Origin of the sequence: Stenotrophomonas maltophilia group sp. Smal17 (assembly GCF_030237045.1) — a bacterium.
GTDB classification, from domain to species: domain Bacteria; phylum Pseudomonadota; class Gammaproteobacteria; order Xanthomonadales; family Xanthomonadaceae; genus Stenotrophomonas; species Stenotrophomonas forensis.
The window spans coordinates 1-11,476 of the sequence record NZ_JASJSU010000044.1; the positions used below are offsets into that span (position 1 = coordinate 1).

Below are 11,476 nucleotides of genomic sequence, written 5' to 3' on the forward strand. Positions count from 1 at the left end.
ATCGGGGGGGGGGGAGGGTGCAGCGGACATCGGCGACTCCTGGATCAACAGACGGCAGCGGCCACGCCGCGACGCACGCATGAGCGCGTGGACTGGGCATGGACCGGGGATTCGGGGAATGCGACGTCATCAACGCCGCGGAGACAGCGCGCCGTGACCCCATCCTGTGGGTGACGGTGCAGTAGAGCGGGCATGCGGACTTCCTTGCAGAACCAGACACACGCCGCAGGCCCGACCGGGCCCGCGTGCTGCGGACGCAGGGGCCCGCAACTGATGTATCGGCCGCAAACGCGCGGAGTGAAGCGCGCGGAGGCGCGGACTCAGCCGGCGTTGTCGTTGCTGAAGAAGTGCAGGATCACCTCGGCAACCTGCGCCGGGTCTTCCATGTGCAGGTGATGATTGCCGGGAAACACCGCCAGCCGTCCATCGCGCAGGTGCCGCAGGCGATCGCTGCGCATGGGCTCGGGGTAATAGGACTGCGCCGGCGTGGCGTAGATCACCTGCGTCGGGCAGGCGATGGCCTGCAGCAGATTGTCGATCTGGCCTTCGCTGAGGCGGATCGCGGTGGGCAGCATCAGCCGCGGATCACTGCACCAGCGATAGCCGCCTTCGACCGGTTCCACACCGCGCTCGACCAGCAGTCGTGCGCAGTGTTCGCTGAGCTGGTTGGTCATCATCCGTGCGCGGATCGGCGCAGCCAGGTCGGGGAACACGCGCAACTGCTTGCGTGCGAGCGCACGCGTGGCATTGACATGCTCGCGCAGGCGATGCGCGGTTTCTTCCTCCGGCCCGCGCAGGCCGCCGAGTGCTTCGATCGCCACCAGCCGTTCGATGCGGTCGCTGACCGAGGCGGTGAGGCTGGCGATGCCGGCCCCCATCGAATGGCCGAGCAGGCTGAAACGGTCCCAGCCCAGTGCATCGGCCACATCGAGCACGTGGCAGATCGCGGCGGGCGTGGTGTAGCTGGCCCCCGCCGGAAGGTGCGCGCTGTGGCCATGGCCGGGCAGGTCGATGGCGACCAGCTGCAGCGAGGACAGGTGCGGGGCCAGCGGCACGAAGCTGGCGGCGTTGTCGAGCCAGCCGTGCAGGGCCAGCACGCGCGGACCCTCGCCGTGGTTGCGCAGGCCGGCGACGCGTGCGCCACCGACCTCGAGTTCAAACGGATGCAGGCTCATGCCAGTGAGGCCACAGCCAGCCGCGCCAGGGCGCGTGCGTGTTCCGGTTCGGCGTTGAGGCACGGGATGTAGCGCATCGTCGCGCCGCGTTCGGCCAGCGTTTCGGTGAAGCCCATTGCCACCTCCTCCAGCGTCTCCAGGCAGTCGGTGGCGAAGCCGGGGCAGACCACGTCGATCTGTTTCACCCCGGATTCGGCCAACGCCCACAGGCTGGGCTCGGCGTACGGCTGCAGCCAGCGCTCGCGGCCGAAGCGCGATTGATAGCCCATCTGCCATTCGTCCCTGCCCAGGCCCAGCGTGTTGGCAATGGCCTGGGCGCTGGCCTCGCACCGCTGCGGATACGGATCGCCGCCATCGGCCAGGCGTTGCGGGATGCCGTGGAAGGAGAACATCAGCTTCTGGCCACGGCCGTGCTGTTCCCAGTAGCGCTGGATGGAACCGGCAACGGCCTCGACCCAGCCCGGGTCGACCGAATAGTCGCGCACCAGGCTGACCGTCACGCCGGGGTTGCGGCGCTGCCAGGCATCGACGCGGTCTTCGACCGAGGCGGTGGTGGTGGTCGAATACTGCGGATACAGCGGCAGCACCACGATGCGACGTGCGCCTTCGGCGGCCAGGCGGTCGAGCTCGCCGGCCAGCGCCGGTTCACCGTAGCGCATCGCATGGCGAACCCTGAGCGTCGGCAGCAGTGCCTGCATGGCCTGCGCCAGTTGGCGCGTATGCACCATCAACGGAGATCCGTCGGGCAGCCAGACCTGGGCGTACTTGGCCGCCGAACGGCTGCTGCGCAGCGGCAGGATCAGCCCGCGCAGCAGTGGCTGCCACAGCAGTGCCGGAATCGAGACCACGCGGGGGTCGGACAGGAATTCAGCCAGGTAACGGCGTACGGCGGGGGCCGTCGGCGTCTCGGGCGTGCCTAGGTTGACCGCCAGCACGGCGGTATCGGGTGCGTCGAGCATGGGATGTATTGTCGCCGATCCGGTGCCGCGCCGGCATGCAGGGTTCGGATCGCGGGCATAGCGGGCATCTATATGAGCAGGCAACGCTCATTGGCGATTCATGGCAACACTACTAATTTCAGTTACTTGCTATATCTTCCTATGGACTGACTTCTGGAGCCCGCCATGCGTCGCCCGATCCAAGCCCTGCTGATCGCCGCCAGTCTGCTGTCCAGCCAGGCCATGGCCGGACCGCAGGAAGACCAGCGCGCCCGCAACGCCGTGCGTGTGCTGGCTGAAATCCAGGGAATCCCTGAACAGGGCATTCCGGACAAATTGCTCGACGAAGGCCGCGCGGTCATCGTCATTCCCGACACGATCAAGGCCGGCCTGGTCATCGGTGGCCGTCGCGGCCATGGCCTGATGTCGGTGCGCATGGCCAATGGCGCCTGGTCCAACCCGGTGTTCGTCAAGCTCACCGGCGGCAGCATCGGCTTCCAGGCCGGTGTGCAGTCCTCGGACGTGGTGCTGGTGTTCCGCAACGACCGCAGCCTGGACAACCTGGTCAACGGCAAGTTCACGCTGGGCGCCGATGCCGGCGTTGCTGCCGGCCCGGTCGGTCGCAACGCCGCCGCCGCCACCGACGGCCAGTTGAAGGCCGAGATCTGGTCGTGGTCGCGTGCCCGTGGCCTGTTCGCCGGCGTCGCCCTGGACGGTGCGGTGCTGCAGATCGACGATGCCGCCAATCTGGACGCCTACGGCAGCAACACCACGCCGCGCATGATCTTCGAAGGTCGCGCCGGTGGTTCGCCGTCGATGGATGTGGTCGCCTTCCGCGATCGCCTGGAAGAGGCCACCTACGCCGCGCGCAACAACCGCAACGGCAACGGCGGCAATGCGCCGCGTCCGGCAGCGGCTCCGGCGGTCGCCCCGGCGCCTGTTCAGGCAGCGCCGGCCCCGGCAGAGGTCACCACTGCGCCGCTGCAGAACGTGCCGCAGACCCCGCCGCCGCAGCAGCAGGGCTTCCAGCCGGTCAACGACGGCGAGATCCGCACGGAAACGCTGGGCGGAAACTGACTTTCGTCACGCGCGCCGGCTAACAGCCGGTGCGCTATGCTCGACAGCCTGATCACTAACGTAACGAGCGTCTTTATGGGCAGTTTCAGCATCTGGCATTGGTTGGTCGTGCTGGCCATCGTCCTGCTGGTGTTCGGCACCAAGCGCCTGACCAGTGGCGCCAAGGACCTCGGTTCGGCGGTCAAGGAATTCAAGAAGGGCATGCGCGACGAGGACAAGCCGAACGCGCAGCTGGGCGACGAGTCGCGCAGCCAGGACGCCTCGCGCACCGCGCAGGACGAGCACGACCGTAACGCTCGCTGATCCGGAGCGGTTGCGGTGTTCGATATCGGCTTCAGCGAACTGCTGGTGATTGCGGTGGTCGCCCTGGTGGTGCTCGGTCCCGAGCGCCTGCCCAAGGCGGCCCGCTTCGCCGGCCTGTGGGTGCGTCGTGCCCGCAATCAGTGGGATTCGGTGAAACAGGAGCTGGAGCGCGAACTGCAGGCCGAGGAGATCAAGCGGCAGATGCAGGACGTGCGCCAGGGCATGCAGGACACCGAAAACCAGCTGCGCGCCAGTGGCGAAGCGATCCGTCGCGAAGCCCAGCAGGCACAGCAGCAGGGCGACGATCTGGCGCAGGAAGTACGCGCGCCGGCGCCGGCTGATCTGCCGCCGCACCTGAGCGAGCCCGTTGCCGCGGACCCGGCACCGGCACAGGAGGTCGCCACGCCTGCACCCAGTGCCGCGGCGGCCACTGAAACCACTGCGACGCCGCCGGCGCAGAACACGGAGCGCCCCTCATGAGTGAGCAGGATTTCGGCGAAAGCTCGCTGGTTGAACATCTGGTGGAACTGCGCGGCCGCCTGGTGCGCGCATTGCTGGGCCTGGGCGTGGCGCTGCTGGCGTTGCTGCCATTCACCCAGAAGCTGTACAACGCGCTGGCCGAGCCGCTGGTCTCGCAGCTGCCCAACGGGCAGACGATGATTGCGACCAACCCGGCCGGTGCCTTCTTCGCGCCGTTGAAGCTGACCTTCTTCGTCGCCCTGTTCGTGGCGGTGCCGTGGCTGCTGTACCAGCTGTGGGCGTTCGTTGCGCCGGGCCTGTACGCGCGCGAAAAGCGCCTGGCGGTACCGCTGCTGGTGTCGTCGGTGGTGCTGTTCTACACCGGCTGTGCCTTCGCCTACTTCCTGGTGCTGCCGGCGGTGTTCCACTTCCTCACCACCTTCAGCCCGGACGTGATTGCGATCACCCCGGATGCGAACGCCTACCTGGACTTCGTGCTGGCGATCTTCTTTGCCTTCGGCGGCAGTTTCGAACTGCCGGTGGCGATGGTGATCCTGGTGCTGCTGGGCTGGGTGACGCCGCAGCAGTTCAAGGAAGGCCGCGGTTACGCGATCGTCGGCATCTTCGTGGTGGCCGCCGTGTTGACCCCGCCGGACGTGGTCTCGCAGCTGATGCTGGCCATCCCGATGTGCCTGCTCTACGAGCTGGGCATCCACGCCGCACGCTGGCTGGTGCCGTCGTCGGTAGTGAAGAAACCCGCCGCCTGAAAGAAAAAAGGGGACGGAGGGGATTAAGTCGTTAAAGGCACAAACGACTTAATCCCCTCCGTCCCCTTTTTCCGTCAGGCGTGGAAGATGTCGCTGGAGGTCGGGGTGGTCGGGATCGGCGGTGCGGCGCGGCTGCCGCGGTGCACGAACATCTGCTTCCACGCGGCATAGACCGCGCCGACGTACAGCGGCATCAGTACCGTGGTCAGTACCAGCTGGGCGATGAAGGCCGCGGCCAGCGGGCCGCCGATCAGCATCGCGATCTGGATCACGATCACGAACAGGATGTACATGCAGAACGCGGCGATCAAGCCGAGCACGGCGAACACGATCATCGCGCCGATGTTCTCGATGCAGCCCTGCAGGCTCAGGCGCAGCGCGTGCATGCCGCTCTGCTTGTCGAACACCACCAGCGCCGGCTGGGTGAACATCGCCAGTGACAGCGCGACCGCACTCAGGAACACCAGCAGCATCCACAGCGCGATGCGCTTGGCCGGCAGGTTGGCGACCAGTGCGGCGGCATCGTCCGGCTTGATCTGCTGGCCGCTGCGGCTGATTTCTTCCATCTTGGTCATGACCTCGCTGAAGGCGGTGAAGCCTTCGCGGCCGATCATCATGAACAGCAGCGCGCCCAGCAGCAGCACCGCCAGCACCTGGATCGCCAGCGGCACCAGCAGGTGGCTGACGCGGTGGTCGCGGATCGGCTGCAGCAGGTGCGAGGCCAGGCCCGGGCGGCCTTCGTCGATCTCGCCCACGGCATACAGCATGCCGCCGAACATGATCGGCGAAATGGCCAGGGTCATCAGCTGCACGGCCATGCCGGCAGCGCCGGGAATCAGCGTCGACAGCAGGGTCACCACCCAGCTCACCAGCAGCCAGGTCAGGCCGATCCGGGCCAGCTGCAGCGGCGCTCGCCGGTACAGGGAGAACGTATCCAGCAACCACTGGGCGCCCGCCGAAGCCGGCAGCTTGCGAATCTCTTTCATGGACATCCGGGAAGGGACAGGAGGGGCCGGGCGGCTGCCCGTGGCGCCGATTATCCCTGTTTTGCCGCCGGCTGGGCTGAAGACAGCCGCGCCTGGCGGACGAAGCGGCGCAACAGCTGGCGGGCCAGCGGTGCGGCGCTGACCGCGCGCTCGATGCTGCGGGCACAGCCGCCGTGGCGGCCGATGCAGTCGGCGCGGGCGCGCACGTAGCCACGCATGTGGTGGGTGGCGAATTCCGGATGGAACTGCACGCCCCATGCCTGGCGCCCCCAGCGGAAGGCGTGGCAGCCATCCAGCGGCGAACGCGCCAGCACTTCGGCACCGTCCGGTGCGCGCAGCACGGTCTGCAGGTGGGTGGCGTGGGCGGCGAAATGCTGTGGCAACCCCTGGAACAGCGGGTCCTGCGCGGCCTGTGGCTGCAGTTCCAGCTCGATCGTGCCGGACTCGCGGCCCGCTGGGTTGTAGGCCACCTCGCCCCCGAGCGCGTGCGCCAGCAGCTGATGGCCGTAGCAGATGCCGAACACCGGCAGGTCGTCGTGGGCGGTCTGGCGCAGCCACGCCGCGCTGCGCTCGCTCCACTCGGCGTGGTCGGTGACGAAGGCGGCCGAGCCGGTCACCAGCACGCCGGCGAAGCCGTGCGGATCGGGCAGGGCGCCACCGTGTTCGACGTCGACCACCACCGTCTCGTGTTCTTCCAGCCCGGCGGCGACGCGGATCCAGTGCGGGAAGCGCCCGTAGCGGCGCAGTGACGGCACCGGGCGGCCGGTTTCAAGGATCAGGAACGGGGCTGGGTTCATCCGGGGGCGGCAGCACTGACAGGACTTCCTCGATTGTAGTCAGCCCCTGCGCCACCTTTTCAAGCCCGGCCTGACGCAGGGTTCGCAGCCCTTCAGCCCACGCGGCGCGGGTGAAACCGGCCAGGTCCATGTCGGCGCGGATCTGCCCGCGCAGCCGCGAGCCCAATGGCAGCAGTTCATACAGGCCGATGCGGCCGAGGAATCCGGTGCGCCGGCACTCCAGGCAACCGACCGGCCGACAGGGCGTGGCGGCATCTGGATATGCAGCATGGCTATCAGCCAGCACCGCCCAGTCGGCGGCGCCAAGGCTGTGCGGCTGCTTGCAGTGCGGGCACAGGGTGCGCACCAGGCGTTGGGCGAGGATGCCGTTGAGGGTGCTGGCCAGCAGGTAATGCGGCACGCCCAGGTCGAGCAGGCGGGTGACCGCCGAGGGCGCATCGTTGGTGTGCAGCGTGGACAGCACCAGGTGGCCGGTCAGCGAGGCCTGCACCGCCATCTGCGCGGTTTCCAGGTCGCGGATCTCGCCGATCATGATGATGTCCGGGTCCTGCCGCAGCAGGGTGCGCACGCCGCTGGCGAAGTCCAGGTCGATGTTGGTCTGTACCTGCATCTGGTTGAACTCGGGCGCGATCATCTCGATCGGGTCTTCCACCGTGCACACGTTCACGTCCGGCGTGGCCAGCCGCTTCAGCGTGGAATACAGGGTGGTGGTCTTGCCCGAGCCGGTCGGGCCGGTGACCAGCACGATGCCGTGCGGGCGCTCGACCAGTGCATTCCAGCCGGCGGCCTCCTGCGGGCTGAAACCGAGCTGGTCGATGCTCTTGAACGCGGCATCCGGGTCGAAGATGCGCATCACGCACTTTTCGCCGAAGGCGGTGGGCATGGTCGACAGGCGCATCTCGACTTCGCGGCCGCCCGGCGAGCGGGTCTTGATGCGGCCGTCCTGCGGGCGCCGGCGCTCGGCCAGGTCCATGCGGCCGAGCACCTTGATGCGGCTGACCACGGCGGTCATCACCGCCGGCGGCACCTCGAACACCTTGTGCAGCACGCCGTCGATGCGGAAGCGCATGCGTCCCATCTCGCGGCGCGGCTCCAGGTGGATGTCCGAGGCGCGCTGCTCGTAGGCGTACTGCAGCAGCCAGTCGACGATGTGCACGATGTGCTGGTCGTCGGCGTTGACGTCGCCGGCACGGCCCAGCTCGACCAGCTGTTCGAAGCTGGGCAGGGTGGTGCTGGCTTCGCCGCGCGCATCGCTGCGGGCGCCACGCACCGAACGGGTTACCCCGTAGAACTCCATGGTGTAGCGATGCAGGTCCAGCGGGTTGACCACCGCCAGCTCGATGCGGCGCCGGGTCAGGTGCTGCAGGTCGCGGCGCCATTCCTGCACCAGCGGCTCACTGGTGGCCACCAGCACGCGCTCGGCATCCACCGCCAGCGGCAGGAAGCGGTGGCGGCGGGCATAGGCATGCGACACCAGGGCCGTGACCGCGGCGACGTCGACCCGGGTCGGGTCGATGCGCAGGTAGCGGCAGCCGGTACGCTGCGCCAGCCATTCGCTGAGGCGTTCCAGGGTCAGTTCGCCGCCGCCGTTGGCCGCCAGCTTGAGGTTGGACAACAGCACCAGCGGATGCACTTCGCTGGCGTTGCGCGCGCCCTGCGCGGAGAACCGCATGCGCTCGCGGTCCTGCTCGGCCACCAGGCCATCGGCGATCAGCGCCGCGGCGATCTGCTCGAAATGCAGGCGGCCCCAGGGCAGCGGAACGCCGCCCGCCTCGCCGGGCGTGCCCACCGGCAGCCGATGTTCCATCTGCCTGCTCCTCCCGGGTACGGAATGCCCCGCAGGTCGGCCGTTATACTAGCGCACCCCCCTTGCCGGCCAAGAATCGTCCGCATGTCCGCGACCCCGACCGTTCCGATCACCTTCCAGGGCCTGATCCAGACCCTGAACCAGTTCTGGGCCCAGCAGGGCTGCGTGCTCATCCAGCCGCTCGACCTGGAGGTGGGCGCCGGTACCTTCCATCCGGCCACCTTCCTGCGTGCGATCGGTCCGGAAGGCTGGAATGCGGCCTACGTGCAGCCCTCGCGCCGCCCGACCGACGGCCGCTACGGCGAGAACCCGAACCGCCTGCAACGCTACTACCAGTACCAGGTGGCGATGAAGCCGGCGCCGGACAACATCCAGCAGCTGTACCTGGATTCGCTGAAGGCACTGGGCATCGACCCGCTGGTGCACGACCTGCGCTTTGTCGAGGACAACTGGGAATCGCCGACGCTGGGCGCCTGGGGCCTGGGCTGGGAAGTCTGGCTCAACGGCATGGAAGTGACCCAGTTCACCTACTTCCAGCAGGCCGGTGGCCTGGAATGCCGCCCGGTGCTGGGCGAGATCACCTATGGTCTCGAGCGCCTGTGCATGTACCTGCAGAACTGCGACAACGTCTACGACCTGGTCTGGACCTACGGCCCGGACGGCCAGCCGGTGACCTACGGTGACGTCTACCACCAGAACGAGGTGGAGCAGAGCACCTACAACTTCGAATATGCCGACGTGGACGAACTGTTCCACCGCTTCGATGCCTGCGAGCGCGAAGCGCAGAAGCTGGTGGAAGTGAACCTGCCGCTGCCGGCCTACGAGCAGGTGATGAAGGCCAGCCACACCTTCAACCTGCTCGATGCGCGCCGCGCGATCAGCGTGACCGAACGCCAGCGCTACATCCTGCGCGTGCGCGCGCTGGCCCAGGCGGTGGCCAAGGCCTATTACGAGCAGCGCGAGAAGCTGGGCTTCCCGGGCGCCAAGAAGGCCTGACCGCCGCTCTCCCCCTTACTCCGGGGCGCCGGACGCGTCGCGCGCTGCGCCCCCACCACAGGATTGAAACGATGAGCCAACTGTCCCCCCTGCTGATCGAACTGGGCACCGAGGAGCTGCCGGTCAAGGCGCTGCCGGGCCTGGCCCAAGCGTTCTTCGATGGCGTTGTCGACGGCCTGCGCAAGCGCGGCGTCGCACTGGAACTGGGCGACGCCCGCCCGTTGTCGACCCCGCGCCGGTTGGCCGTGCTGCTGCCGGGCGTTGGCCTGGAACAGCCGGAACAGCACAGCGAAGTGCTGGGCCCGTACCTGAACATCGCGCTGGACGCCGAAGGCCAGCCGACCAAGGCCCTGCAGGGCTTCGCCGCCAAGGCCGGGATCGACTGGACCGCGCTGGAGAAGACCACCGACAACAAGGGTGAGCGCTTCGTGCACCGCGCCGTGACCCCGGGCGCGAGCACCGCCAGCCTGCTGCCGGAGATCCTGCGCGAGGCGATCGCGGCGATGCCGATTCCCAAGCCGATGCGCTGGGGCGACCACGCCTGGGGCTTTGCGCGCCCGGCGCACTGGCTGGTGCTGCTGCACGGTGCCAACGTGGTCGAGGCCGAACTGTTCGGCCTGCAGGCTGGCCGTGTCAGCCGTGGCCATCGTTTCCACCACGACCAGGCCGTGTCGCTGGCACAGCCGCAGGATTACGTGGAAGCCCTGCGCGCCGCGTTCGTGCTGGTCGACCCGAGCGAGCGCCGCGCGCGCATCGTCGCCGAGGTCGAAGCCGCTGCGGCCAAGGCCGGCGGCAGCGCCCGCATCACCGAGGACAACCTGGAGCAGGTGGTGAACCTGGTCGAGTGGCCGTCGGCGGTGCTGTGCAGCTTCGAGCCGGCGTTCCTGGCGGTGCCGCAGGAAGCGCTGATCGAGACGATGGAGATCAACCAGAAGTTCTTCCCGGTGCTGGATGACAGCGGCACGCTGACCGAGAAGTTCATCGGCATCGCCAACATCGAATCGAAGGACGTGGCCGAAGTGGCCAGGGGCTACGAGCGCGTGATCCGCCCGCGCTTCGCCGATGCCAAGTTCTTCTTCGACGAAGACCTGAAGCAGGGCCTGGTGTCGATGGGCGAGGGCCTGAAGACGGTGACCTACCAGGCCAAGCTGGGCAGCGTGGCCGACAAGGTCGCCCGCGTGGCCGCCCTGGCCGAGGTGATCGCGCCGCAGGTTGGCGCCGACGCTGCGCAGGCACGGCGCGCCGCCGAACTGGCGAAGAACGACCTGCAATCGCGCATGGTCAACGAATTCCCGGAACTGCAGGGCATCGCCGGCCGCCACTACGCCGTGGCCGGTGGCGAATCGGCCGAGGTCGCGCTGGCCATCGACGAGGCCTACCAGCCGCGCTTCGGTGGCGATGACATCGCGCTGTCGGCGCTGGGCAAGGTGCTGGCGATTGCTGAACGCGTGGACACGCTGGCCGGTGGTTTCGCCGCAGGCCTGAAGCCGACCGGCAACAAGGACCCGTTCGCCCTGCGCCGCAACGCGCTGGGCCTGGCCCGCACGATCATCGAAAGCGGCTTCGAGCTGGACCTGCGCGCGCTGCTGGCCAGCGCCAATGCCGGCCTGGCCGCGCGCAATGTGCAGGCCGACGTCGGCGAGCTGTACGACTTCATCCTCGACCGCCTGAAGGGCTACTACGCCGACAAGGGCGTGCCGGCTACGCACTTCAATGCGGTGGCCGAGCTGAAGCCGGCCTCGCTGTACGACTTCGACCGCCGCCTGGATGCGATCGGCACCTTCGCTGCGCTGCCGGAAGCCGAGGCACTGGCCGCGGCCAACAAGCGCATCCGCAACATCCTGCGCAAGGCCGAGGGCGACATTCCGGCCCAGATCGACCCTGCGCTGCTGCAGGAAGACGCCGAGCGCGCGCTGGCTGAAGCCGTCACCGCGGCCATCGACGACACCGGCGCCAGCCTGCAGTACAAGGACTACGTGGCCGTGCTGGCCCGCCTGGCCCGGCTGCGCCCGCAGGTCGATGCCTTCTTCGATGGCGTGATGGTCAATGCCGAGGATCCGGCGCTGCGTGGCAACCGCCTGGCGCTGCTGACGATGCTGGGTGAGCGCCTGGGCAAGGTCGCGGCGATCGAGCATCTGTCGAGCTGATGCCCGTATCGGTAGTGGGGGGGG

11 protein-coding genes are annotated in these 11,476 nt (G+C 68.2%); 6 read left to right on the forward strand and 5 right to left on the reverse strand.

The window, feature by feature from the left end; translation table 11 throughout:
• Positions 1-320: 320 nt before the first annotated feature.
• A complete protein-coding gene (locus QRO93_RS12885) occupies positions 321-1,175 on the reverse strand; it encodes an alpha/beta fold hydrolase (protein WP_053451185.1) in 855 nt (284 codons plus the stop codon).
• The gene (gene hemH, locus QRO93_RS12890; RefSeq protein WP_053451184.1) at positions 1,172-2,134 is read right to left on the reverse strand and encodes a ferrochelatase; all 963 of its coding nucleotides are present in this window, start codon (positions 2,132-2,134) and stop codon (positions 1,172-1,174) included. The genes QRO93_RS12885 and hemH overlap by 4 nt, the downstream gene beginning before the upstream one ends.
• 165 nt (positions 2,135-2,299) lie before the next feature.
• On the opposite strand from hemH, the gene QRO93_RS12895 reads away from it, so the two are divergent.
• From QRO93_RS12895 to tatC, 4 genes are all read left to right on the forward strand, one after another.
• On the forward strand, positions 2,300-3,190 hold the full coding sequence (locus QRO93_RS12895) for a YSC84-related protein (RefSeq protein WP_180880027.1): 891 nt from the start codon (positions 2,300-2,302) through the stop codon (positions 3,188-3,190).
• A gap of 75 nt (positions 3,191-3,265) precedes the next feature.
• Complete coding sequence (tatA, locus tag QRO93_RS12900; RefSeq protein WP_005420453.1) at positions 3,266-3,493, forward strand: Sec-independent protein translocase subunit TatA; 228 nt, start codon at positions 3,266-3,268, stop codon at positions 3,491-3,493.
• 15 nt (positions 3,494-3,508) lie between these two features.
• Positions 3,509-3,973 (forward strand): Sec-independent protein translocase protein TatB, encoded by a 465-nt coding sequence (gene tatB / locus QRO93_RS12905; RefSeq protein WP_180880028.1) that lies wholly within the window; start codon positions 3,509-3,511, stop codon positions 3,971-3,973.
• Positions 3,970-4,719 (forward strand): twin-arginine translocase subunit TatC, encoded by a 750-nt coding sequence (tatC, locus tag QRO93_RS12910; RefSeq protein ID WP_008267959.1) that lies wholly within the window; start codon positions 3,970-3,972, stop codon positions 4,717-4,719. The genes tatB and tatC overlap by 4 nt, the downstream gene beginning before the upstream one ends.
• A 74-nt stretch (positions 4,720-4,793) precedes the next feature.
• Here tatC and QRO93_RS12915 read toward each other — a convergent pair whose 3' ends face one another.
• From QRO93_RS12915 to QRO93_RS12925, 3 genes are read right to left on the reverse strand one after another with little or no spacing between them, the layout of a single operon-like run.
• Positions 4,794-5,705: a BPSS1780 family membrane protein gene (locus QRO93_RS12915; RefSeq protein WP_049455838.1), complete on the reverse strand. Its 912-nt coding sequence runs from the start codon at positions 5,703-5,705 to the stop codon at positions 4,794-4,796.
• Positions 5,706-5,755: 50 nt separating this feature from the next.
• Complete coding sequence (locus QRO93_RS12920; RefSeq protein WP_053510505.1) at positions 5,756-6,502, reverse strand: glutamine amidotransferase; 747 nt, start codon at positions 6,500-6,502, stop codon at positions 5,756-5,758.
• Positions 6,474-8,309, reverse strand: coding sequence for a GspE/PulE family protein (locus QRO93_RS12925; protein WP_285304247.1), 1,836 nt, complete (start codon positions 8,307-8,309; stop codon positions 6,474-6,476). Before QRO93_RS12925 ends, QRO93_RS12920 begins: the two co-directional genes overlap by 29 nt.
• Before the next feature lie 84 nt (positions 8,310-8,393).
• On the opposite strand from QRO93_RS12925, the gene glyQ reads away from it, so the two are divergent.
• Both glyQ and glyS read left to right on the forward strand, forming a co-directional pair.
• Positions 8,394-9,305, forward strand: coding sequence for a glycine--tRNA ligase subunit alpha (glyQ, locus tag QRO93_RS12930; protein WP_053451179.1), 912 nt, complete (start codon positions 8,394-8,396; stop codon positions 9,303-9,305).
• Positions 9,306-9,376: 71 nt separating this feature from the next.
• A complete protein-coding gene (gene glyS, locus QRO93_RS12935) occupies positions 9,377-11,452 on the forward strand; it encodes a glycine--tRNA ligase subunit beta (RefSeq protein ID WP_180880030.1) in 2,076 nt (691 codons plus the stop codon).
• The last annotated feature ends 24 nt before the right edge of the window (positions 11,453-11,476 follow it).

Excerpts from the sequence above, each read along its gene's own strand:
- QRO93_RS12885 (WP_053451185.1), bottom strand. The coding sequence starts at position 1,175 with ATGAGCCTGCATCCGTTTGAACTCGAGGTCGGTGGCGCACGCGTCGCC.
- hemH (WP_053451184.1), bottom strand. The coding sequence starts at position 2,134 with ATGCTCGACGCACCCGATACCGCCGTGCTGGCGGTCAACCTAGGCACG.
- QRO93_RS12895 (WP_180880027.1), top strand. The coding sequence starts at position 2,300 with ATGCGTCGCCCGATCCAAGCCCTGCTGATCGCCGCCAGTCTGCTGTCC.
- tatA (WP_005420453.1), top strand. The coding sequence starts at position 3,266 with ATGGGCAGTTTCAGCATCTGGCATTGGTTGGTCGTGCTGGCCATCGTC.
- tatC (WP_008267959.1), top strand. The coding sequence starts at position 3,970 with ATGAGTGAGCAGGATTTCGGCGAAAGCTCGCTGGTTGAACATCTGGTG.
- QRO93_RS12915 (WP_049455838.1), bottom strand. The coding sequence starts at position 5,705 with ATGAAAGAGATTCGCAAGCTGCCGGCTTCGGCGGGCGCCCAGTGGTTG.
- QRO93_RS12920 (WP_053510505.1), bottom strand. The coding sequence starts at position 6,502 with ATGAACCCAGCCCCGTTCCTGATCCTTGAAACCGGCCGCCCGGTGCCG.
- QRO93_RS12925 (WP_285304247.1), bottom strand. The coding sequence starts at position 8,309 with ATGGAACATCGGCTGCCGGTGGGCACGCCCGGCGAGGCGGGCGGCGTT.
- glyQ (WP_053451179.1), top strand. The coding sequence starts at position 8,394 with ATGTCCGCGACCCCGACCGTTCCGATCACCTTCCAGGGCCTGATCCAG.
- glyS (WP_180880030.1), top strand. The coding sequence starts at position 9,377 with ATGAGCCAACTGTCCCCCCTGCTGATCGAACTGGGCACCGAGGAGCTG.